Origin of the sequence: Bifidobacterium sp. WK041_4_12, from assembly GCF_041080795.1 — a bacterium.
GTDB lineage: Bacteria > Actinomycetota > Actinomycetes > Actinomycetales > Bifidobacteriaceae > Bombiscardovia > Bombiscardovia aquikefiricola.
This window is the reverse complement of sequence record NZ_CP129674.1, coordinates 1,789,844-1,814,014: the sequence shown is the minus strand read 5'-3', so window position 1 is coordinate 1,814,014 and position 24,171 is coordinate 1,789,844. Positions and strand designations below refer to the sequence as shown.

The 24,171-nt window shown below is 53.2% G+C and carries 20 protein-coding genes and 4 tRNA genes; 21 read left to right on the top strand and 3 right to left on the bottom strand.

The window, feature by feature from the left end; genetic code table 11:
- Positions 1-166 precede the first annotated feature (166 nt).
- The 10 genes from QN215_RS07655 to QN215_RS07610 all read left to right on the top strand — a co-directional run bounded on the left by QN215_RS07655 (position 167) and on the right by QN215_RS07610 (position 9,891).
- A complete protein-coding gene (locus tag QN215_RS07655; RefSeq protein ID WP_369343729.1) occupies positions 167-808 on the top strand; it encodes an amino acid ABC transporter permease in 642 nt (213 codons plus the stop codon).
- Positions 809-1,474: an amino acid ABC transporter permease gene (locus tag QN215_RS07650; RefSeq protein WP_369343728.1), complete on the top strand. Its 666-nt coding sequence runs from the start codon at positions 809-811 to the stop codon at positions 1,472-1,474.
- A 132-nt stretch (positions 1,475-1,606) separates the two neighbouring features.
- On the top strand, positions 1,607-2,467 hold the full coding sequence (locus QN215_RS07645; RefSeq protein ID WP_369343727.1) for a substrate-binding periplasmic protein: 861 nt from the start codon (positions 1,607-1,609) through the stop codon (positions 2,465-2,467).
- Positions 2,468-2,702: 235 nt separating this feature from the next.
- A complete protein-coding gene (locus QN215_RS07640; protein WP_369343726.1) occupies positions 2,703-3,473 on the top strand; it encodes an amino acid ABC transporter ATP-binding protein in 771 nt (256 codons plus the stop codon).
- Between the two features lie 267 nt (positions 3,474-3,740).
- Positions 3,741-4,964 (top strand): proline reductase-associated electron transfer protein PrdC, encoded by a 1,224-nt coding sequence (locus QN215_RS07635; RefSeq protein WP_369343725.1) that lies wholly within the window; start codon positions 3,741-3,743, stop codon positions 4,962-4,964.
- Between the two features lie 24 nt (positions 4,965-4,988).
- Positions 4,989-6,857 (top strand): D-proline reductase (dithiol) proprotein PrdA, encoded by a 1,869-nt coding sequence (gene prdA / locus QN215_RS07630; RefSeq protein ID WP_369343724.1) that lies wholly within the window; start codon positions 4,989-4,991, stop codon positions 6,855-6,857.
- A gap of 93 nt (positions 6,858-6,950) precedes the next feature.
- Positions 6,951-7,139: a CBO2463/CBO2479 domain-containing protein gene (locus tag QN215_RS07625; protein WP_369343723.1), complete on the top strand. Its 189-nt coding sequence runs from the start codon at positions 6,951-6,953 to the stop codon at positions 7,137-7,139.
- Positions 7,103-7,951 carry a D-proline reductase (dithiol) protein PrdB gene (gene prdB / locus QN215_RS07620; protein WP_369343722.1) on the top strand — a complete coding sequence of 283 codons (849 nt, stop codon included), beginning with the start codon at positions 7,103-7,105 and terminating at the stop codon, positions 7,949-7,951. The genes QN215_RS07625 and prdB overlap by 37 nt, the downstream gene beginning before the upstream one ends.
- Before the next feature lie 120 nt (positions 7,952-8,071).
- Entirely contained in the window at positions 8,072-8,650 is a 579-nt protein-coding gene (locus QN215_RS07615; protein WP_369343721.1) for a TetR/AcrR family transcriptional regulator, read from the top strand.
- Positions 8,651-8,763: 113 nt separating this feature from the next.
- Positions 8,764-9,891, top strand: a complete 1,128-nt coding sequence (locus tag QN215_RS07610; protein WP_369343720.1) for a proline racemase family protein — start codon at positions 8,764-8,766, stop codon at positions 9,889-9,891.
- Between the two features lie 56 nt (positions 9,892-9,947).
- Here the strand turns inward: QN215_RS07610 and hypD are convergent, their stop codons facing one another.
- Complete coding sequence (hypD, locus tag QN215_RS07605) at positions 9,948-12,416, bottom strand: trans-4-hydroxy-L-proline dehydratase (RefSeq protein WP_369343719.1); 2,469 nt, start codon at positions 12,414-12,416, stop codon at positions 9,948-9,950.
- A 307-nt stretch (positions 12,417-12,723) separates the two neighbouring features.
- Positions 12,724-13,497 carry a radical SAM protein gene (locus tag QN215_RS07600; RefSeq protein WP_369343718.1) on the bottom strand — a complete coding sequence of 258 codons (774 nt, stop codon included), beginning with the start codon at positions 13,495-13,497 and terminating at the stop codon, positions 12,724-12,726.
- Between the two features lie 387 nt (positions 13,498-13,884).
- On the opposite strand from QN215_RS07600, the gene nrdF reads away from it, so the two are divergent.
- The 10 genes from nrdF to dapC all read left to right on the top strand — a co-directional run bounded on the left by nrdF (position 13,885) and on the right by dapC (position 22,345).
- On the top strand, positions 13,885-14,877 hold the full coding sequence (gene nrdF, locus QN215_RS07595) for a class 1b ribonucleoside-diphosphate reductase subunit beta (protein WP_369343717.1): 993 nt from the start codon (positions 13,885-13,887) through the stop codon (positions 14,875-14,877).
- A gap of 215 nt (positions 14,878-15,092) precedes the next feature.
- Positions 15,093-16,376: an ATP-binding protein gene (locus QN215_RS07590; protein ID WP_369343716.1), complete on the top strand. Its 1,284-nt coding sequence runs from the start codon at positions 15,093-15,095 to the stop codon at positions 16,374-16,376.
- A 150-nt stretch (positions 16,377-16,526) separates the two neighbouring features.
- Positions 16,527-16,608, top strand: a tRNA-Tyr gene (locus tag QN215_RS07585).
- Position 16,609: 1 nt separating this feature from the next.
- Positions 16,610-16,681 (top strand) — tRNA-Thr (locus QN215_RS07580).
- 4 nt (positions 16,682-16,685) lie between these two features.
- Positions 16,686-16,759: transfer RNA gene (locus QN215_RS07575), tRNA-Met, on the top strand.
- 45 nt (positions 16,760-16,804) lie between these two features.
- Positions 16,805-16,972, top strand: a complete 168-nt coding sequence (gene rpmG / locus QN215_RS07570; protein ID WP_094692887.1) for a 50S ribosomal protein L33 — start codon at positions 16,805-16,807, stop codon at positions 16,970-16,972.
- A gap of 230 nt (positions 16,973-17,202) precedes the next feature.
- Positions 17,203-18,402 carry an FAD-binding protein gene (locus QN215_RS07565; RefSeq protein WP_369343715.1) on the top strand — a complete coding sequence of 400 codons (1,200 nt, stop codon included), beginning with the start codon at positions 17,203-17,205 and terminating at the stop codon, positions 18,400-18,402.
- Positions 18,403-18,579: 177 nt separating this feature from the next.
- Entirely contained in the window at positions 18,580-19,335 is a 756-nt protein-coding gene (locus QN215_RS07560) for a hypothetical protein (RefSeq protein WP_369343714.1), read from the top strand.
- Between the two features lie 166 nt (positions 19,336-19,501).
- On the top strand, positions 19,502-21,016 hold the full coding sequence (locus QN215_RS07555) for an amino acid permease (RefSeq protein WP_369343713.1): 1,515 nt from the start codon (positions 19,502-19,504) through the stop codon (positions 21,014-21,016).
- Between the two features lie 102 nt (positions 21,017-21,118).
- Positions 21,119-22,345: a succinyldiaminopimelate transaminase gene (gene dapC / locus QN215_RS07550; RefSeq protein ID WP_369343712.1), complete on the top strand. Its 1,227-nt coding sequence runs from the start codon at positions 21,119-21,121 to the stop codon at positions 22,343-22,345.
- Positions 22,346-22,407: 62 nt separating this feature from the next.
- Here the strand turns inward: dapC and QN215_RS07545 are convergent.
- Positions 22,408-22,494 (bottom strand) — tRNA-Ser (locus QN215_RS07545).
- A 175-nt stretch (positions 22,495-22,669) separates the two neighbouring features.
- On the opposite strand from QN215_RS07545, the gene dinB reads away from it, so the two are divergent.
- Entirely contained in the window at positions 22,670-23,953 is a 1,284-nt protein-coding gene (gene dinB / locus QN215_RS07540; RefSeq protein WP_369343711.1) for a DNA polymerase IV, read from the top strand.
- Positions 23,954-24,171 lie beyond the last annotated feature (218 nt).

The following is a 24,171-nucleotide window of genomic DNA, read 5'->3' as shown; positions in this document are numbered from 1 at the left end:
CATACTAGAACGTAGTTCACTTACAGTTTACCTTACCGAAAAACAATCGATAACAGGAAGACTTTTACTAGGCTGCAAGAGGTTAGGCGCTACCAGCTGATCTAGCACATGATTTCTTCTCCACTATGGAATTTTCTCGGGATTCATCCCACGAAGGGGGTTGCGCATGGAACCGCTTCTGGTTGTTCTGCAAGGACTTCCGTTAACCTTGATAGTTACCATTGGATCGTTTATTTTAGGTGCGATACTCGCGGTTCCCTTGTCTCTCGGTCTGAGAACATCGATTCTGCCCTTGCGTCTGATATGTCGTCTGGTCGTTGACCTGCTTCGCGGCGTTCCGATGATTGTCTGGCTGTTCGTTCTCAAGTTCGGCATTTCCTCACCTGAGTTTCGCCTCACATCGCTGGAGGCGGCGCTGCTAGGTTTGGGTACAATCTCTGCGGGCTATCTCGCAGAAATCTATCGCGCAGGCTTGCAGACCGTCCCTCGTGGGCAGTATGAGGCATCGCAAGCCCTCGGAATTTCGCGTCCGATTGCCTTTTTCAGGATTATCGCGCCCCAGGCGGTGCGCATCGTAAGCCCGACCATAGCAACATACTTCATTGGCCTATTAAAAAATTCCTCAATCGCATCAACCATTATCGTCGCAGAAATGGTATTTCAGGCTCAGGCTTATGCTCGTCAGAATCTGAGCATCTCAGGGGTTCTGCCGTACGTGTTTGCAGGGTTGCTCTACATCGCTTTAAGCGTTCCCATTGCGATGGCTTCGCGTTCCTTGGACGAGCGTCTACGAAAGTCGGTGATTTGATTGTCCGATAATACTTCACTGCTCGCCAGCTGGTTGCAGTTTCTTCCCACCTTGCTCGTTGGTCTACGTCAAAGCCTGTGGATCATTGCCGCCGTGATTGTGATCGGTCTCCCGCTCGCTTTCTGCCTTGCTTTGATGGTGATGTCAAAGCGTCGGCTGATCAATGCCGTGGGACTCGTCATCGTCGAGGTAGGGCGAGGAATGCCAGCTCTGGTCATCCTCTATCTCGTCTATTACGGTCTGCCGCGATTTGGACTGAATCTGACCAACATAGCTTCCGTAATCGGTGCTTTGGCTTGGAACTATTCGTGCTACTGCTCGGAGATTATCCGGGCAGGCATTCTCTCGGTTCCCAAGGGTCAGCTGGAAGCAGGTCAGGCGCTGGGGCTGAAGCCGAGAATCACCTTCTTGCGAGTGATCGCACCCCAAGGTCTGCGGTCAACGATTCCCGGTTTGATGGGTCAGACCATTCTGGCATTCCAAGACACGTCCTTGGCATATACCATAGCCGTTCCCGAACTTATGAAACAGGCATATTCGTTGGGAGGAGAGAGTTTCCAGTATCTCAGAGTATTCGTTCTTGCCGGGTTGGTCTACGCCGCGGTGACACTTCCATCCACATGGATTACCACATGGGTGGAGCGGCGCATCAACAAGGCATATTAGCCAAACCGTCAGCATTATCAGGTTGTTCTCATTGCATGACGGTTTTCAGCGGTGTCCGACTCCAATCCGGGGTTGGCACGCAAGAACCATGAAGTTGGGTTACCCAACCCAGGAGTAGAAAGAGATAGGATTATGACACGTTTCTCGTTACGGAAAGTAGTGGCAGCGGTGTCTTTGGCAGCGTTGTCGGTCGCAACGTTTGCAGCATGCGGATCAAGCAGCTCAAGCGGATCATCCTCGTCAATCACCACGGTGACTCCCGGAAAGCTTACGGTGGGAGTCATCGATATTCCGCCGTTCTCAAGCTATAACAACGGCAATCCCAAAGGCATCGATGTGACGTTGGTCAAGGACATAGCCAAGGAAAACAATCTCCAGCCTGTGTGGCAGCAGGCCACCTATGCCGATGCCGTTCAATCCATCACTGGTGGAAGCATTGACATGGCCATCGGCTGCATCGATGCCACGGCGAAGCGTATGCAAGCGGTTGACTTCTCGTCATCGACGTATCTTGACGGACTGGGCATGGCTGCAAAGAAGAGCCTTCATGTGGAGACCATATCCGATCTTGAAAAGGTCAATTCGGTCGGTACCGTTGACGGTTATCTGTGGGTCAACGACTTGAAGAACATTCTTGGCAGTAAGCTGAAGACCTATCCAAGCAGTGTCGAGCTGAAGGCCGATTTCGATGCTGGCCGTATCGACGTGGCAATTGACGCATATGGCGTGCAAGTTCCTCAATTCGCCAAGGACGATTCCATCTCGGTCGCGCTCGCCAACGATCACCCAGATAAGAGAGTACAGGCGACGGTTCAGGCACCGGAAGCCGCCTTCCCTTATACCAAGGGAAATGCTTCACTCGGCAAGGCCTTGAGCGCAGGCATCAAGAAGGCTCATAGTGATGGCACCATCGTCAAGCTGCTCAAGGAACAGGATTTGAGTGCCGGCCTGGCAAAGGTCGGAACGAAGCAATATGTGGTTCCATTGAGCTAGTTCGTTGAGTTGGTTGTAACAACGAGCTGACACATCAAATGGCACACACTGAGTTGTGCTGAACAGCAATCGTTGGCAGCAATCGATGGCATGTCTATCCGTTTCATGTGCAAGCGGCTACGGCATGCCATCGTGCGAACATCGGGTGCATGGACAACAGCTCACCTTTCCAGATATCACATGTTTTCAGGTAATACACCTTAAGGTGCGGTGACATTCCGCACAAGGAGCACGTATGAATACTCAACCGAATGAATCAGAAGACTTCATGTTGGAGTTGGGGGCAATCACAAAATCTTTTGGCAAGAACACTATCCTGCACGAGGTTTCATTGCGTGTGCGCAAAGGAGAGGTCTGCTCTATCATCGGACCTTCAGGCGCCGGAAAATCCACCCTGCTGCGCTGCATCAACCTTCTGGAGCGGCCTGACTCAGGCAATATGATGGTGGACGGACAATTCTATGACGTATCGTCACCTCTTGGACAGGATGAGCTGCTGTCGTTACGGCGAACGTGTGGCATGGTCTTTCAGTCGTTCAATCTGTTTCCCCACATGACCGTTCTGCAGAATGTTGTGTTCCCTCAACGCCATGTGCTGCAGCGAAAAGAGGATGAAGCGCGCGAGATAGCGCTGAAACTCTTGGATAGGGTGGGGCTGAAGAACAAGGCATCCTCCCATCCCACCCAGCTTTCAGGCGGGCAGCAGCAGCGTGTGGCAATCGCAAGGGCGCTTGCACTCGAACCTAAACTGATGCTGTTCGATGAGCCGACATCAGCGCTCGATCCCGAACTGGGGCATGAGGTGCTTGAAGTCATGCGTGAACTTGCTGATAGCGGCATGACGATGGTCGTGGTGACGCACGAGATGGGGTTCGCGCGAACGGTAGGTGATCACTTGGTGGTTATGGCTGACGGCCACAAGATAGAGGAGGGCATTCCAGAGGAGATCATGGATCATCCCACACAGGAACGAACCCAACAATTCCTCAGTGCCGTGAACCACTAGGTGCATGGGAGATACAAGTCCGTGGGCTGGCAACTACCTTACCTGAAATATACGTATTCGTAACATGTATGTTCAATTGCTCTGACTAGAATGCATTCTAGAACAAAGAATAATCAGCATATGCCGTTCATTCCTTGTGACAGAGGCGCGATGCATGTTCACACACCTCCGTATATAACCCTGAAGTCTGCTGGCCGGCGTCGCCATTCGTGGTGAATGCCTTTCTGACAGACATATCTCATACCTTTTCTAGCTGGAGGAGGGAACATGACGAATCGCGAGTACCACGTCATATCAGCAGCGTCGTTGCTGGGGGAGCATGTCGCAAGCACGATGCCTGCGACTCTTTCGCAGACCGAACGAATCCGCCAGTCGGGACTCGTCGGCATGGGCGGGGCTGGCTTTCCGACTTGGAAGAAACTTTCCTTTGGAAAAGGTTGCCATACCGTCATTGCCAATGCCGCGGAATGCGAACCTTTGCTGGAACACAATGTCGCGCGGGTGGGAACGAATCCGGAAGAAATCCTCAGCGGATTGACGATCGCCATGCACGAAGTCGGCGCCGAGCGTGGCATCGTAGCCATAAAGGCCAAGCATGAGCGTGAGATCGCTGCGCTGCGGGCAGCGTTGTCGCAGGCGGCACGCGACCATTCGGACTATGAGCGTGATTCACGATATGACATTCACGCGGGGATAGAGATAGGAGTCCTGAAGGATCGATATCCGGCAGGTGACGAGCGTGCCATTGTCCGCGACATCGTCGGCGAGCTTCTCGACCCTCAAGACATACCAAGCAAGGCAGGCGTTGTGGTCAGCAACGTTGAAACTTTGATGCGTCTGCATCGTGCGGTCGTTGATCGGGAGATAGTTACGACAAAGGACATCACGGTTGCCGGAGAGATCGCAGGCAGCGGCTTCGACAATGGCGTAAGCCTGGTACTATACGACGTTCCTGTCGGAGCGAGTGTCGGCGATGTGCTCAACGCATTGAAGATACACGTCAACAAGGATGCTCAGCTGCTGATGGGTGGCCCATACATGGGCAATCCGACGACATTGCACGATGATATTTCACAAACATCAGGTGGCATCATCATCGCCGGACCGGAAATCCGCGACAAGGGACCGATGGGAATTATCGTGTGCGCATGCGGTGCAAGCGAGGACCGACTCAGGGCGATTGCTGCCAGCAAAGGTGCCTCGGTATGCGCTGTCGAACTGTGCAAGAACGCCTCCCGGCTGCCCAACGGTCGACTCAAATGCCTCAATCCCGGTGTTTGTCCCGGTCAGGCCCAGGCGGTTCTCGCATTGAAAAAGCACGGTGCCCAGAGTGTTCTTATCAGTCATTGCACGGATTGCACGAATACGGTCATGCAGATTGCTCCCAAACTTGGAATGCGCGTGCATCATGCAAGCGATGCATACATGATTGCCGGCAGGGAGCATCTGGTGAGGTCTTTCAGAAAAACATCGACGACGTTACAGGCGTGATACCACATAGAGAAAGGAACGGATATGTCATTGTCTCAGGAGCTTGTGCAGGAACATCTTGACGACCCTGCGGTGCTGTGTTGCAGGCGACCGGCAGGAACGGTACTGAGCGGCGAGGATTTTGAGGATCCCACGATTTTTGACGATATGGTCGAATCTCATTTGATGACGCTTACAGATGATGGTCTCAGCATCAGACAGGCCTTGGGTGGCACGCTTGCCTCCGACGCAGAGGCGCTGACCCAGCTGACACCCGACATGCTTGACGCAGTGGCTGGTATCAGTGACACTGCGTCTGTGAAGCAGCCTGCGGATAAGGCTTCACATCAGCCTACGGCAGCAGCACCGGAGCCGGTCATGCCATCGGTGGTGCATCCTGCGGGAGCTGCTTCAACACTCACCGCAGATGGCATCTTGCATCTGCATATCGCTAAAGGAGAGGGAATCGATCTGGACCTTCCCCTTAATGGGCTGCCACGTATCGCGGCATCGAACGAGGAAGGCCAGTCGGCAGGTGTCGACGCCCACGATGTGGCGCTCGGTGGCGCGGTTTCTGGGGAAACCGATGCTGGTGAAGCTGCAGCTGAGGGAACTGCTGTCGGGGAAGATGCTCCCGATAAGGTTCTACGCACGCTCGTGAAGCGAAATTATCCTGTCAAGCAGGTAGTTCTCGCAGATACGACCTCATATGGTGACGGTGTGCTCTCCATTGACACGTCACTCATAGATCAGGCCAAGCAGGCCGATCCCTTGGTCAAGGACATCACGATGGATGTGATTGAGCCCGATGAACGCCATGTATATTCGAACACGATCATGGACGTTATTCCCATTGCAGCCAAGGCAGAAGGAAAACTCGGCGAAGGATTGACCAATGTGCTTTCCGGGGTGGTGTTCGTCCTTACTGGCATGGACGAGGCCGGGGTGCAGATACACGAATTCGGGTCATGCGAAGGATATATGGATGAAAAAATCCGTTTCGGTCGTCCGGGCTGCCCCGATGACGGGGACATCATGATTCGCGTCGATGTTCGCATCGAGGAGGGCACCGGCATGGAACGCCGTGGACCGTTTGCAGCCCACAGCGCCTGCGACGTCATCATTCGGGCTATCCGCGAGAAAATCGCAACCCTATCTGATGAAGACATCGCCGGAACGGAAGTGTTCAAGGACGTTCGACGGTCCGGACGTCCTCGTGTTGTTCTCGTCAAGGAAATCATGGGGCAGGGTGCCATGCATGACAATCTGCTGGTGCCGTCTCAGCCCTGCGGTGTTCAGGGTGGCGAAAAAAACGTTGACATGGGTAATGTTCCCGTTGTGCTCAGCCCCAATGAGGTGCTTGACGGCGGCATTCATGCGCTTGCATGCATTGGGCCTGCGACCAAGGAGATAACCAGACATTTCTTCCGCGAGCCACTCGTCGAGGCATTGCAACATGACGAGGAGCTTGACCTCACTGGCGTGGTCTTTATCGGTTCCCCACAGGTGAACGATGAGAAAAGCTTCGTGTCCGGTCGTCTCGGTTCTCTGATCGAAGCGATGGAAGTGGATGGCGCGATAATCACCACCGAAGGTTTCGGCAACAATCATATTGATTTTTCAGAGAATATTGAGCAGATCGGTTCTCGTGGCGTGCCGGTGGTGGGTGTGACCTTCGCCGCATATCAAGGACAGCTGGTTGTCGGCAATCCTTATATGGATGCCATGATCGAGCTCAATAAGGACAAGAAAGGCTTTGAAAATGAGATTCTTGCCGACAATACCCTCACGTCTGACGATGCGAAACGCGCAATTCTGATGTTGAAAAACAAGATGTCTGGAATTGCAATCGAGCCACCGGAGCGACGCTGGGATGAGGAAGTCATCGCGAGCAACCAAAAGCTTGTTCAATGATCGTCCCTTCATTGCGGGCGTCATGCACAACCGCATGATGGTCGCACGACCAAGGTCAGTGAACTTAACAGTCATGATGGAAACGAGGAAGCCATGCAGGTTGAATTGCAGCCTCTGCTCTTGCACGGAAGCATCAAGGAAATAACGGAAGTCGGCGTTCGTATCGGCGTTGACGGTCGCATGGGGGTTCTCTCCCTCCCGCTGCGATGCATCCTGACTGACAGGCCCTTGGAACTGGGACAGGAATGCGAGTTCTATCTCAGCTATGTGAACGTACTGTAATCATCGCACACGTATTCCCGCGTATCTCAACGCAAAATATCTCAACTCAAGAAAGTCAGGATCAGATAATGGTTCAGCATACAATGATGAAACTCACCACCTCGCCGGGGTTACGGTCTGAAATATATGTTCCCAACACTCCAAAACCCGTCTGGACACCGTTGCAGAAACCCTTGTCACAATGCTCGGTTGCGTTTATCACTTCAGGAGGCATCCACAACAAGAAGCAAACGCCCTTCAATACGGCTGGCGACTACACCTATCGGGAGATTCCCAGTGACACGCCATCTGATGAACTGATGGTGACGCACGGCGGTTTCGACAATTCCGACATCAACAAGGATGTGAACGCCATGCTGCCCATAGATCGTCTGCGCGAACTGCGTGATCAGGGTTTCATCGGCTCCTTGGTCGGCACATTCTATGGATTCATGGGAGGCGGCGGCAACGTAGACAAGTTCAGGAACGTCACCGGCCCGGAGATTGCCGACAAGCTCAAGGCTGAAGGTGCCGACATCGTGTTGGCAACCGGCGGCTGTGGCACATGCCATCGTTCGGCAACCATCGTGCTGCGTGCCTGCGAAGCCGCCGGCATGAGCACATGCCTTATTGCAGCCTTACCGCCGATTGCTCGCCAGCAAGGGGCGCCAAGGATTACGGCTCCCCATGTTCCTATCGGCTCGAATGCCGGAGAACCCAATAACAAGGACATGCAAACGGGGATTCTTAAGGATACGCTCGAAGCAGTCGAGGAATTCGATCACTACGGACAGCTCAAAATGCTTCCCTATGAATACCGGCACAACGTCTGAGCGCTACAGCGTTGCGGCCATGATGTCTGCAATAAGCATCTGTCAGCTGAACTGACTTCCAGACCGCGGTCTGTTGTAGAGTGCTAACAGCACTATTGCAGACGCGCAAGGGAGTTGTTCATGGTGAGGGATGCAAGGGCAAGCATCATCCACGCGGCATGGAGCTTGTTCAGAGACAAGGGCTTTGACAAGACAACCATTGATGAAATTATCGAAAAGGCTGGCACTGCGAAGGGTACGTTCTATCACCACTTCCAAGGAAAATCAGCGTTGCTGGGCACCTTGAGCGATCTGTTCGACGACAAATACCATGAGCTTGAGCATCAGCTTGATCCGGAATCATCAGTGGTCGCGCAGATCAAGTGGTTGAACGTCCAATTTTTCGATTATATTGAGCGTTCAGTCCCCGTCGAAATGCTCAGCGCCCTGCTGGCTTCCCAGCTCAATCCGCGTGGTGACCGTTCACTGGTGAATCAGAAGCGATATTACTTTGCCATTCATCGCAAGCTGGTCTCAAAGGGACAGGAAAACGGTGAAATAACAACGGATACGTCGGCGCATGACATAGTCAGATTGTACGCGATTACGGAACGATCGATGCTCTATGACTGGTGCCTCTACCAAGGTTCTCAGCCCTTGGTGGGCGAGCCGACACGGATAGTAGCTGAAACCTTGGAACGGTACGTCATCAGGCAATAACCGGCAACCCTTTGGACACACCAGGAGGGCGTGACGGAAGTTCTTCGGCTCATGAAATGTTCTTCCATGACGCAACGTTCCTCCACAATACAATGGTTCTCCAAAGGAAAACGATGAACACCACTGCTCAGACAGGTAGCAACGCATCAGTCGATAACGATTTTTGGGAGCGCAGCGATGCCGCTGTCAGACGATTGCAATCGTGCGACGTATACAGAGAACGAGCGATCATCCGAACCGTGGAATCACACACCCAGGGCGAGCCCACGCGAATTGTCGTCTCGGGATTGCAAGGACTGCATGGAACTAACGCCATAGCAGTGATGCAGCAGCTGGAACACCACTATGACGGCCTTCGACGGTTGCTCATGCTTGAGCCACGAGGTCACCGCAACATGTTCGGTGCGTTTGTATTCCCTCCCACCCGTGCTGATGCGGATCTCGGCGTGGTGTTCTCGCACAGTCGAGGCTTCGCCACAATGTGCGGTCATGGTTCGATTGGAGTTGCCACCTTTGCCGTGGAGTCGGGACTCGTGACGGGAGAGTATGGATCCTTTGAGGAGATTCACCACGATGATATCGATGTGAGGCTGGACACGCCTGCGGGCCTGGTCGTCGCGCAGGTTCATGTCAGAGACGGACGAGTGGCCAACGTAACGTTGACCAACGTGCCCGCATTCGTTGCACAACAGCATGTCGTGCTGAAACTGCCGGACGCTGATCTGCCTGAAGTCGATGCGACCATTGCATTCGGCGGAAACTTCTTCGCACTGGTGGATGCCGATAAGATCGGGCTTGATCTGGAAGCAAGGAACTCGCCGAAAGTGATGGACCTGGGCATGGAGATTCTTCACGCCGCACAGCAGCAGTGTGATGTGACCCACCCCTTGGTCGATATTTCGGGCGTGAACTTTGTCGAGTTCGGCAGCGCGCGCGGTGCCAATCGACAATACCGCAACGGCGTCGTCTTCGGAGATCGCCAGATCGATCGTTCGCCTTGTGGCACGGGAACCAGCGCCAAACTCGCCACGCTGCTGAGCAGGGGCAAAATCGCCGTGGGGGAGCAGGCCGCGTTTTCGTCCATAACGGGTTCACAATTTATAGGGAAGGTGCAACGGACGACGCAGATCGGCCCCTATGATGGTGTCATTCCACAAATAACGGGGCAGGCGTTCACCACAGGTTTCTCGACATTCGTTCTCGATCCGGACGATATCTATCCGAACGGCTTTCTTGTCTGATGGCGAAGCGATGATGCTGCCCATACCATGTTGCACGGTATGGGCAGCATGGTATGTCACAGTGATTGTTCCGTTCTTGCAATGATTTCGTCCTGCAAGGCCTTGTCAAGATTATTGAAATAATCGCTATACCCGGCGACTCGAACGATGAGATCAGTGTATTCCTGAGGATGTTTCTGGGCATCGATCAATGTTGCGCGGTCAACGACATTGAATTGAATGTGATGGCCATCCAAAGTGAAATAGGCGCGTATCAACGCCGACATTGCGAGAAGCCCCTTCTTGCCGGCAACGACGGAAGGTGTGAATTTTTGATTGAGCAATGCCCCGCCTGTGCGTAGCTGATTGATTTTGGCAGCGGATCGAATAACAGCCGTCGGACCATGAAGGTCAGCTCCTTTTTCCGGTGATATGCCATCGGGAAGTGGAATATGGGCGCGTCGGCCATTCGGTGATGCCGTCATTGTCTGACCAAAATATACATGGCAGGTAGTTGGCAGGAATTCAACGATGGTCCGAGCGCCTTTCGGAGTTGGTCTGCCTGCAATGATGGCTTGCAGTGAATCGTCCACATCGTGAAGGATGGAGTCGGCGAATTCATCATCATTGCCATATTTTGGCGTGTGATTTTTTACAAGGTCCAGCATTGTCTCGCTGCCGTGAAAATCATCGTTGCAGGCATCTATCAACTCGTTCATGCTGAAGCTGTGGTCGATGAAAACGTGTTTGCGCAACACGGCCAAAGAATCGGTGATCGTGGCAATGCCAACGCACTGAATGTAGCTCGTGTTGTACCGAGCGCCGCCGCAGTTATAATCCTTTGCACAGGCTATGCAGTCATCGGTGATGACTGACAGTAATGGAACGGGCATGGTATCCATGAAGAGCCGTTCGATGAGATTGTTACCGGCAACCTTGACATCCACGACAAAGCGCAACTCCCGTTCGAAGGCGGCATACAGCTCCTCAAAGCTGGTGAACAAACGTGGGTCACCAACATCGAGACCAATCTGCCTGTTGCTGTAATGGTCAAAGCCACGATTCAACACCAGTTCCAGCACCTTGGGAATGTTGAGGTATCCGGTGAGCACATACGCCTCCTTGCCGGCAGTGCCAACTTCAACGCAACCCGAGGCGATTCCGGACTCGCGCGCATCTTCCAGCGTTTTCCCCATGCCCAGAAGTTCCTGGATCAGGGCGTCGGAATTATAGAAGGCCGGTTGTCCCCAGCCCTTTCTGGAAATCTCGCAAGCCCTATGCACAAAATGTTCAGGAGTCTTGCGAGATATCTGCACGTTGGAGCTTGGCTGCAAAAGCTTCATCTCGTCCATAACATCGAGAATCAGATAGCTTAGGTCACTGACACCGCAAGTACCGTCTGCATTGAGCGCTCCGGTATTGATATTGCAAAAATCTGTATATGTCGCTGATTCCTTGAGAGTAATGCCAACCTTTGGCGGGGCGGGCTGATTGTTGAATTTGATCCACAGACATTCCAAAAGCTCACGCGCCTGCTCCCGTGTGAGCGTCCCCTCCCGAAGGCCGCGCTCATAGAAGGGCTGAAGATGCTGATCAAGCTTGCCGGGCGAATACGAATCCCAATTGTTCATCTCACTCGTCACACCGATGTGTGTGAACCAATACATCTGTATGGCTTCACGGAAGGTTGCTGGCGCATGAGCAGGAACGCGTTCGCAGATATGCACAATGTCCAGCAACTCCTGCCGACGTTGCGCATCGGCGGCGTGTGAAGCCATGCCTTGAGCCTTCTGGGCATATCTTTTTCCGAGGATAATCATGCCTTCACATACCAGTCGCATGCCTTGAAGTTCGGCACTTTTTGCAGCGGCATCCATGTCATCGTTGTAGTTGATTGCTGCAAGCCGCGCATCAATGTCGGCAATCCAGTCAAGATAACCCTTGCCATATATTTTTCCGTCGGCGACAGTGTGCCCGGGTCCTCGCTGTGTCATGAATTCCGTGAACATGCCACCTTCGAACAGGAGATGCCAGCTCTGTGGAAGCGCGGCATACATTGTTGTCATGGTCGCCCGTTGTTCCCAAAAAGGGATGATGGTGTCTTGCTGAATGCGTTTATCCTCTGGTGTCACCTTGAACGAAACATGTTCGCGGTCGTTCATGTTGTTGAAATCCTGGATTGTGTGGCAGCACAGTTCAGGGAATGTCGGTGCACTCTGCGGTGACGTTCCCTTCTCTCCAACGATGAGCTCGTCATCGCCAAGATAGAGTGTCCGGCGTTCCATCAATGTCTTGAAGAAAAGACCACGCAACACCGGTGTGGGAAGTTTTCCTTCATATTGGCGGTATACATCGGTTTCGATGAGTGCCCTCTCAAGGGAAATCGAAGGGTGCGTCGATTCGCTGACGATGCGAAGTCGCTGGGTTCGTGGCGTTGAGCCGCGCTGTTTCAGCGTCTGTCGTCGTTCCTGTGTTTCTTCGTGAAGCTGTTCCGGTCGTTGACTTGTGGAACTTGGTATGGTCGAAATAAAGTGCAGATCACTCATTGTTGCTCTCCAGATTGCTATAAGGATATTCAAGCTTGGCATGCAAGACGTGTCGCCTAAGGCTTGTCATTGCTGGTTGCTGCTGTGTGTTGCTGTTCGTTGTGGTGCCGATATTGCCGCACTGCGGTGATGGTCTGCGATACATTGCACAGCCCCATTGACTGCGATGGTGCCAGTGGAATGCGCGTACCACAATATGGTGCGGCGTGCGATGCCTGTTCCTATCGTCCTATCGTTTCCGCGCCAGATCTGGATCCTGGATGGCTATGGCTGCGTTTGCGCAGTACTGGAAACACAAGCGTCATGGTCAGCCTCCTATTGTCACATTCTGGTAGAAGTCTTCTATCTGCCGCTTGATTCTTTCAATAAGCTCATCGGATGGAACAGTGAAGGGCACTGCCTTTCGCCCAAGCCTTGCATATTTATTCATGCCATAGGTGTGATAAGGCAGTATGTCAACCTGTTCAATTGCAATGTGATGAGTCTTCAGCCATAGCATGGTGCTTTCAATAACCGATTCATCTGAGTTCAAACCGGGGAGAATGATGAGTCTGAGCATAATCCGTGCATTCAGACGGGTAAGGGTTTCCAAGTTTTGCAGCACCAAACGGTTTGACCCTCTGGTGTATTTTCTGTGCATCGAGTCATCGATGAACTTCACATCATAGAGATAGAAATCTGCATATGCTGCGCTTTCTTCGACAATTCGTGGTGACGCAACCCCGCATGTGTCAATGCCTATGCTGATTTCGCGCTCACGGAGTCCTTCCAGCAGTTCGAATACATAGGTTCTATCCTGCGCCAGCACCTCGCCGCCGGAAAGCGTTACCCCACCGCCTGATTGGTCATATATGATCTCATCCTTGGCCAAGTCGTGAATGAGTTCATCAACACGATATTGAGCACCGATGTATTCGGTGGAACCGTCTTCATTGGTCATGGTTTCTGGTCTGAACGATTGGCTTTCAGGATTATGACACCATGCGCATCGGATTGGACAACCCTTGAAAAAGACGGTTGTACGCACGCCCGGCCCATCATGCGTCGAAAAATGTTGGACGTTGAATATATATGGTGTCATGAATCACCTCCGAGTCAAGAAGTGCATGCTGCGTGGTCAAGACTGTGCAAGCGGCTCGGTTGTCTTGCGTATCCGCATGATTGGGAACTCGATGTTTACATCTTGGAAGCAATACTAGAACGTCTTCTGTTTTCGCCATGTTACGAGGCCAGTACTCCAAAAATGTGATTTTTCACACGTGCAGAAAATTTCTTGTTGAGCGATGACGCGCGTGTATTTGAGTACAATGAGTGTGCATTAACGGTTGGTGTTTCTGGAGAACATCCATCAGTACTCATATCAGTACTCATAGAAGGATGCCGGGGCTCGCAATTCGCTGCGATAGTATGCCTATCCATTGCGGTGATGGGGACCGCATGCAGCAGGAAGTTATGTGAAAGGAAGATTATGGTACCTATTTCCATACCGAGACAGCCACTGAAACTGATTGATCGCGTGTCTGCAATCAATTGGAATCGTCTTGAGGACGACAAGGATTTGGAGGTATGGGATCGCCTGACCGGTAATTTCTGGCTGCCTGAGAAGGTGCCGATCAGCAACGACATTCCTAGCTGGCAGAAGCTGACCGATGATGAGCGCACACTCACGATGCATGTGTTCACCGGTCTGACTTTGCTCGATACTATTCAGGGCACGGTTGGTGCGGTTTCGCTGATTCCCGATGCACTCACGCCACATGAAGAGGCGGTCTACACCAATATTTCATTCATGGAATCGGTGCATGCAAAGTCGTATTCCTCGATTTTCTCGACGCTTGCCTCGACCCCTGAGATTGACGACGCATTCAGCTGGAGCGAGGAGAACGAGTACTTGCAGAAGAAGGCGCAGATTGTTCTCGACTATTATGAGGGCGACAGTCCGCTGAAGCGCAAGGTTGCCTCAACGCTGCTCGAATCCTTCCTGTTCTATTCGGGCTTCTACCTGCCCATGTATTTCTCAAGCCATGCGAAGCTCACCAACACTGCAGACGTGATACGACTGATTATTCGTGACGAGGCAGTTCACGGATACTACATCGGGTACAAGTATCAGAAGGGTCTGGAAAAGGTTTCGGAGGCTGAACGCCAGGACTTGAGCGACTACACCTATGAGCTGCTCAACGATCTCTATGACAACGAGGTCGATTACACGCGCAGCCTCTATGAAGGCGTTGGCCTGGTCGAGGATGTGGAGAAGTTCCTGCGATACAACGGCAACAAGGCTCTGATGAACCTCGGATATCCGGCGCTCTTCTCCTCGGATTCGACGGATGTGAACCCTGCAATCATCGCATCCTTGAGCCCCAATGCCGACGAAAACCATGACTTCTTCTCTGGTTCCGGCTCAAGCTATGTCATGGGCAAGGCCGTCGAAACCGACGATGATGACTGGGACTTCTGAGCAGGTAATGGAGTTCTGACTGCTTCATGTGGCCACAGTCACCTTGCCATCAACCAAGTCGTTGTAAGGCTCTGAATCGTATATTTCCAACATTCAGAGCCTTTTTCATGCCCTTGCCGACTATCGGAAAGGAACAAATGGAAAACTATGGAATAGAATCGAGGAAAACTACGGAGTAGAATCGAGGAAAACTACGGAATGAACGGAGTCCCACGATGAGTCTCACACAGCAGGGATATCTCAATCGGCTTGTAGATGCCAAAATCGACACGATGCTCAACGCTTTTGGTGCTGTGGCAATTGACGGGCCAAAATGGTGCGGTAAGACGTGGACTGCGCTTAACCATGGCAATAGCGTGACATATATCGGCGACCCTACGGGAAATTTTCAGAATCGACAGGCGGCACAGCTTGACCCTTCTCTGGTGCTGGATGGAGAAGCGCCGAAAGTCATTGACGAATGGCAGGAAGTGCCTGCATTGTGGGATGCGGTTCGCTTTTCTGTAGATCAATCAGCCGAGCGAGGCAGGTACATCCTCACTGGATCATCTACACCCAATTTCAAAGGTGTGTTGCACAGTGGAGCAGGTCGCATAGGCGTTACCAGAATGCGACCGATGTCTCTGTTTGAATCCGGCTATTCCACTGGCGTTGTGTCGCTTTCTGCCATGTTTGAACTTCGTCTTGAGTCACGTTTTACTGGCGAAGTTACTGTTGATGCGCTGATTAAGCATGTCATCATGGGCGGTTGGCCTGGGACGAGAGATATGTCCCCCAGGGACGCAAGGGAAGTGACTGAGGGGTATCTCTATGCGGTCACGCACAACGACATCAGTCGGATTGATTCAGTGAGTCGCAACCCCCATAGGGTGATGATGCTGCTTCGCTCACTTGCTAGGAATGAATCGACTATTGCCAGCCTCAGAAGATTGAAAAAAGATATGCAGGAGTATGACGACGATATTCTCGATGAAAAAACCATCACGGACTATCTTGAAGTCTTGCAACGTTTGTTCCTGATTGATGATCAGCCGGCGTTCAATCCGAATATGCGTTCTTCGGTGCGTGTCGGGAAAATGCCGAAAAGGCATTTGGCCGATCCCTCGTTGGCGGCAGCGGCGTTGGGTGCGACGCAAGAAACGCTAAAAGGCGATTTGAACACTTTCGGTTTCCTGTTTGAGGCAATGTGTGAGCGTGACTTGAGAATTTATGCGCAATGTGCTGATGGCGAACTCTACCATTACCGCGATGGTCGGGGTCGCGAAATAGATGCCGTCATTACTTTGCCTGATGGACGATGGGCCGCCATGGAAATCAAACTCGGCGCTCACCAAATTGACGAAGCTGCGTCGAAACTTTTGGCGTTGCAAGCTGACATGAAACGCGACCCGAAAGCAATTCCCCCTTCGCTTTTATGCGTCGTCTGTGGCATGACCGCGTATGCGTACACGAGGCCAGATGGGGTATGCGTCGTGCCCATCACAGCGTTGCGTGAATAGCATAACTGGGAACTCTTGCAATTTTGGCTGACTTGATGGTGGATGAGAGTCTCTTTCATGCTTCTTGTGTGACCACGACACGGCAACCTCGCAACTTGCATGATTTGAATATCCGTGGCAAGATAGCAAAGTTGCCGTTTTCGGTGACATGGCGGATTTCCCAAGCGGTCAAAGGGAGCTGACTGTAAATCAGCCGCGTAATGCTTCAGTGGTTCGAATCCACTATCCGCCACGCCTCGATAGCTCAGTGGTAGAGCACTTCCTTGGTAAGGAAGAGGTCGTGAGTCCGATTCTCACTCGAGGCTCTATGGCGGGGTAGCTCAGCTGGCTAGAGCGTACGACTCATAATCGTAAGGTCGAGAGTTCGAGTCTCTCCCTCGCTACAATCACTGGTAACATCCGGTGGGAAAGACTAATAGAGGTGAACTATGGCAAAGGCCGCAGATATTCGTCCAGGCATTACGCTGGCGTGCACCGAGTGCAAAGAGCGTAATTACATCACGACGAAGAATCGTCGTAACACTCCGGATCGTCTCGAGCTGAAAAAATACTGCCCACGTTGCGGCAAGCAGACAATTCACCGCGAGACTCGCTGAATCTGTAGATTCTTGTATCGAAACCCGACCATTCCAGTCGGGTTTTCTGTTTTTCCGAGACCACAATCCTGATGCTGTGACCAGAACGCAACAGTGCTGGTCAAGTTCGAGAGATGCCATCCGCTGTTCGGCGCATGCGCAAGCAAGGCAGTGAGCGCTTGGGTTCAGGTGAATGCATATCATCAGCGGTTGCAAGCGATAAGTGAGATAGTCTGATGTATATGAGTTCCTTGCCATCATTTGCAGACCTGACCACCATTGGGGTGGGGGGTAAGATTGCACACTTTTCAGAACCTACGACGCGCGTGGGTCTTATCGAGGCAATCGAAGATGCCGACCGCGTTGGAATGCCGCTGTGCATGCTCGGTGGTGGATCGAACATGCTGGTCAGCGATTCACCGTTCAATGGCTTGGTGATCCGAGATGGACGCAGAGACATCGTCGTCCCTGATGAGGCTGAACCGGTGGAAGGATCTGACAGAAGCGTTCATCTCACCGCAAGTGCAGGAGCCAACTGGGATGATTTCGTTGAATTTGCAGTGTCTCTGGGGCTCGAAGGCGTAGAGGGGCTTTCTGGAATTCCGGGAACTGTCGGTGCCTCTGTAGTGCAAAACATTGGTGCGTATGGCCAGGAAGTCGCAACAAGCGTCGCAAGCGTCGAGGTGTGGGATCGTCAGGCCAAGACGGTTCTGACATTCGATGACGCTGACATGCAGTTCGGGTATCGCACGTCCGCGTTGAAGCGGTCGATGTTCACGGACGATGGGGCGAGGTTCTTCCCGAGCCCGCGTTATGTCGTGCTTTCCGTGACTTTCGTGCTCAGACACAGTCCGACTGGCATACTGGCCTATCCGCAACTCGCCAAGGCTCTGCATGCAAGCCTGGGGGATCGCATGAACACCGAGACCATCCGAGACGCGGTTCTGAAGGTACGAGCCGCCAAGGGCATGCTTGAAGATCCCGCCCGATATGAAAGTCGCTGGATGTCGGGAATGAAACGAGAAGAGAACATTGCCAAGGCCAGCCAGTCTGTTGAGACCTTGCAAGTGCACGGTACAGAGCCGTCGCGTGTGTTCAGGATTACCGACCGTCATAGCTGTGGAAGTTTCTTCGTCAATCCTCAGATCAGTGCTCACGATGCGGCAGGGCTTCCAGACGATGCGCCGAAGTTCGGCGTGACGCTGCCTGATGGTCAAACTGGTGTGAAAACCTCTGCCGCATGGCTTATCGACCATGCAGGATTTCATAGAGGATTCAGACTCAGTGAGCGCAGCGGTGCGGCACTGTCATCGCTTCATACCCTTGCACTGACCAACCTTGGAGGTGCGAAGGCCAGTGAGATATGGGCTCTTGCACATGCCATCCAGGATGGAGTCCGGCATGCCTTCGGCGTCGATCTGGTTCCTGAACCAGTTATTGTCGGACTGTAGCAGGACTCAGATAGCTGCACATTGCATACGGTTCACTGAGCGAATCAGGTCTCAGCATTCGTCCAGCTTGCTTCCTGAAGACATTGCGCAAGGTTTATCGTCATACGCAGCAGCACTCCAGCCTTTCACACGATTTGAGTCCTTGAATGGTATCAGTCGCACAGAAAGGCCACCATCATGAGTGACATGAACCATACCAATCCAGAAGAGCAAGGCTCGAATCAACAATCACGCGAATCGGTTCCCAAGCCGCAGCAACGCCCTACTCACCCCATCGGCAAGTATCCGGTCGATGCTGAGCAGATGCACGGCAACGGCTACCGTCCATATGAGTCTGCGAACAACTCTATGAATGGCTCTCAGCCTGGCTCACCTCGTCCGGCAGCGCCGCAGCAGACAGCACCGTCTCAGCAGGGATCGCCGTCTCAGCCGGGAGCGCCTCAAATGCCATATGCAAACGGCATGCCTATGGGGAACAATGCCCATTATCAGCCAAATGCCAATCCACACGGTTGGGATCAACGCCGTTCAGATGGTTTCGGTCAGGTACCGATGCCAGGTCGAAAGAAGCCCTTTGCGCAGCGTTTCGGCATCAAGGGCAGCATAGTGGGTCTTGTGGCCGGAATGTCGCTGCTTTGCGGACTGCTCGGCGGACTTGGTGGAGGGCTGATTGTCTATGCTTCGACCTCCGGTTCGGCTGCTTCGAACGATCATGGATATTCCCGGATCGGCAATGGCTATGGCCGTATGAGAGGCAACATGAATGGCATGTCGGGATCGGGCACAGGGTCAGGAGCGGGTTCAGGAAGCGGATCAGATTCCGACTCAGGTTCTGGCTCGTCGGAATCGGGCAGCAGCTCCGATTCCAGCCAAAGTGGTGCAGGTGCAGCATCGTCATCGTCATCGTCAGATAGCGCGAACATCACTTCCTGACCGTTCGCCAATCTAGCCGAGGCTTAAGTTCACTGTGCCCGCAATACAGATAATCGTTGCAATGAGTGAGAATCGGCTTGCGGGCATAGCGAAACGGCTTATACTTATGACCCCACAAGGCGGCGTATCGCAGTCTTCGCAACGAGGGCATGGGGAATCAGAGAGTATGCACATTTTTAGAACGAAATCGGTTGAGCAGACGGTTGCTGAAACAGGGGAGGAGCATCGCAGTCTCAAACGGACGCTCAACGCCTGGGACTTGGCTGTCATGGGTGTGGCGGTGGCAGTCGGTGCTGGCATCTTCTCGGTAGGAGCTCAGGCTGCCGCATACCATGCAGGACCTGCCGTGATCTTGAGCTTCATTCTCGCAGCAGTCGTCTGTGGCGCTGCAGCGATGTGCTATGCGGAGTTTTCCTCGATGATTCCGGTCGCTGGCTCTGCCTACACCTTTACGTACACCACAGTAGGTGAAATCATCGCATGGATCATCGGATGGGATCTCATTCTCGAAATGCTGATGGCCTCATCGGTCATTTCCAAGTACTGGGGCGTATATCTCAATGATTTCATGCAGCTGATGGGCATCAGGTTCAACACGAACGTTGTCATCGGCTCGTTCCACATCGATGTTGCCCCAATCATCATCGTTGCCTTCTTCACCACGCTGCTGGTGTTGGGAACCAAGCTTTCCGCACGAGTCGACGGTGCATTGACCATCCTCAAGATTGCCATCGTCATATTCGTCATCGTTGTCGGATTCTTCTACGTCAAGGCTTCGAACTACTCGCCCTTTATCCCCACGTCTCAGCCTGCTGGTTCTGTCAAAGGCGCCACGGTTACCGGCACGATGACCGAACCGCTATGGCAATGGGCAACGGGCATGGCACCATCGATCTATGGTGTTCCAGGCGTAATCTCCGGTGCTGCCCTCGTCTTCTTTGCCTTCATTGGTTTCGACGTTGTTGCCACCACGTCGGAAGAGGCCAAGAATCCGCATAAAACCATTCCCAAGGGCATCATTCTTGGACTTTCCATCGTTACGGTTCTCTATATTCTCGTCTCCATAGTCACCACCGGAATGGTTTCATACAAGGATCTCGCCAAGGCAACCGAACCGTCCCTTGCCACAGGATTCGAGCTTGTGGGAGCCACATGGGCGGCCAAGATCATATCCTTCGGCATCATTGTTGGCCTCACCACAGTCGTGATGGTGTTGCTGCTCGGCTTGACCCGTGTCGTATTCGCAATGAGCCGCGATGGGCTGCTGCCTCGCGGACTGTCGAAAACAGGTCGCCATGGCACGCCGGCAGCGATTCAGATCATCGGTGGCATTGTGGTGGCAATCATCGCATCGTGCTTCAATATCGGCATCCTGTCTGACATGGTGAACATCGGCACGCTTTCAGCATTCACTCTTGTGGCTATTTCCGTGCCGATCATGCGTCGCAAGCGTCCGGATGTACAGCGTTCATTCTCGATTCCAGGCAATCCCTGGGTCCCGATTCTGGTCGCCCTTGCGTGCTTCTGGCTCATGCTCAATCTGACGGTGCTCACATGGATTCGATTCGTGGTCTGGCTTGTTATCGGATTCATCATTTACTTTGGCTACTCATATCGCCATTCACGCTTGGGCAACGAAAAGCTGAAGGACAAGCCATCTGCAACAACCATTGCACGATAGGATGATCGAAGGCTTTCACAGGCATTCTCTCGCAGGTTAATCGCCTTGAGATAGACTGAAGATCAGCTATGCATATCGTCTGGAACTTGGAGCTGAGAGCACGTGGGATTTCATAATTTCGATTCGCCTTATGACTGGTCGCGCGTTGCCAGATTTCGCCGCATCGCGCAATCGCACGACGGTGGAGCCATCGATCTGTCCGTGGGGTCGCCGGTGGATCCTGTGCCTCAGTCAATTCGTGTGGCATTATCGCAGGCATCCGATGATGCAGATGCGCACGGCTATCCTCAGACCATAGGTTCATCCGAGCTGCGCAATGCCATACATGACTGGTTCCTTCATCAGCGTGGCGTTGATCTGACGATGCTTCACGCTTCCGTCGTTCCTTCGGTCGGATCGAAGGAAGCAGTCGCGCTGATGGCAAGCCTCCTGCACCTTAATCCCGGCGATGTGGTGGTGCAGCCCAGGATTTCGTACCCCACGTACGAAATAGGCACTCAGATTGCAGGGGCCAAGGTCGTCAAGGTCGATGATGTCACCGATGTCTCGTCCTGGCAGAACATTGATCGTGTCAAGGCCATCTGGGTCAATTCCCCATGCAACCCAACGGGCGACATCATTGACTCTCAAAGGCTTGCTGCGATTGTGGCGGCGGCACGAGCGATTGGTGCGGTCGTGCTCTCCGATGAATGCTATGCGTTTCTCGATTGGCGAGAGGCCAACGACTTCTCACTTTCCGAACACCGTACCAACATGGGGGAGCGCCCATACGCCGACGTGCCGGAGGCCGTCGACATGTCTTCGGCGTTCAATTCGGCACCTTGCGTGCTCAATCCACAGGTATGCGCCGGTTCGGCACGCGGAATCCTCAGCCTGTACTCCTTGAGCAAGCAGTCGAACATGGCTGGATATCGCACAGCGTTCGTTGCAGGCGACGATGCGCTGATCGAAGACATGATTCGCTATCGCAAGCAGATCGGACTCATCATTCCCGGTCCGGTGCAGCACGCCATGTCTGCCGCCCTGCGAGACATCGAGGCGGTTCAGGAGCAGAAGGCTCGATACCATGCGCGCCTCACCGCGCTCGTCAATGCGCTTGGACAATATGGCTATGACGCTCGGATGCCGCAGGGCGCTCTTTACGTTTGGGTGCATGCGCTTGGCGACGATTGCTGGGATGACATGGGCACGCTGGCGAAGCTGGGCATCGTTGCAAGCCCTGGTGAATTCTATGGTGCGCCGAAATATCTGCGCTTCTCCATAACCGCTTCAGACGATGCAATTCGCACAGCCGTCGCCCGTCTGACCGCATCTTCGAACCGTCACTGAGCGCCACAGCACGCCACGAAACAACAAAAGGGCTTTGGGCGAATGCCCAAAACCCTTGCTTGCGGAGACGAAGAGATTCGAACTCTTGGATCGCTTGCGCAATCAACACCTTAGCAGGGTGCCCCTTTCGGCCACTCAGGCACGTCTCCATCACGCTGCTGGCATGTACGACAGCCATAAAGCGCAACAGCATCACATATTACCATGCTCCTCGGATAGCTCATACCAAACACTCCGAAACTGCGATTTGGCTTTGACTTTCCACCGGTTCCGCCTTCGCAAAAGCGGCAGACCATAAGCGCTTCGTCACGATAGGATTGAATCATGAGCACATCACCGAGACTCGCCGCCGCCAAGCGTGATTGGGGCCACGATGAATCTGGGTGCACCATACTTCATATCGACATGGACGCGTTCTATGCATCATGCGAGGTGGCAAGACATCCAGAATTGCGCGGCAAGCCGGTCATCATCGGTACCGGCTCACGATCTGTGGTGAGCGCTGCCAGTTACGAGGCGCGTCCATTCGGCGTGAACTCGGCAATGCCCGTATCGCGAGCCCGCAGACTGTGCCCTCAAGGAATCTTCCTACCGGTTGACATGCACTATTATCGGCACATGTCACGTCGTATCTTCGATGAGGTGTGCAGTCAGATAACCGACCGCATCGAACGCGTGTCGGTCGATGAGGAATACATGGACGTGGGTCCTGCTTTGCGACGATGGAAAAGCCCATCAGCCATTGCCCGTTGGATTCGCACCACCGTGCAGGAACGATTTTCGCTGACCTGCTCCGTTGGCATCGCGTCGAACAAACTGATTGCCAAGATGGCATCGACCAACGCGAAACCGAATGGAATGCTGCTGATTCCGGTGAACAGACAGGCCGAGTTTGTACAGATGATGCCCTTGCGCGCAGTCCCCGGCATCGGCCCGTCACTCGAGAAAAAACTCAACTCATGGGGAATCAACAGCGTTGAAGCGCTGTCTCGGCACAGCGAAACCGAACTCTTGAACATGGTGACATCGCCGGGTTTGGCACACACCCTCTTTCTGGCGGCTCGCGGTCAGGATGAACGACAGATCGTGCTTCACGCACCCGAAAAATCCATAGGTGCGGAGCGAACCTTTTCCCAAGACACGAACAGCGCCCTTCCGGTGTTGGCGCTCCTGCGTCGTTGCTCCGACGAGGTAGCTTCCAGCCTGCGCTCGCATCATCTGCTGGCGCGCACGATAACGGTGAAATTACGCTTCGATGATCTGAGCTATCGAACCAAGGCCCAGACCATCGAGCGGCCATGTGACACGGCCCAGGTCATCTATCCAATAGCGCGCTCGCTGTTTCAAGCCATGATGGGCATGGATGACATGAAGGACGAACAATCATCGCATGCCTTGCAGTCCAGACCGTTGCCAAGGAGCATTCGTTTGGCTGGGGTGAGTACCTCCGGCTTGACGCAGGCCAAGAGCACGGCGATTCAGGCAACGATTGACGACATGCTCAATGAGCCGGCCCAATTGCAGCGTGAAAAGCATGGCGATACGGAACGGGCCGTCGATTCGATTCGTCAGCGCTATGGGAAGCAGTCGATTCACATCGGTCTGTAGGACGAAGCGCTTCAACACTCACACTTGCGATAACGATTATCATTAGTTATGGTTCTATTCGTAGGTCTGATACGTGGAATGGAAGTGCTCACACCGTGAGTGTGAGTTCGCTCTGGTCTGCTCGTCAATCTGCGATTCGAGGCTGAGTCCCTCTTTATACCTCAGAACTTCGCCTCAAACCATGTGCATGGACTGCATTCGAAAGCAGCCAAGACATG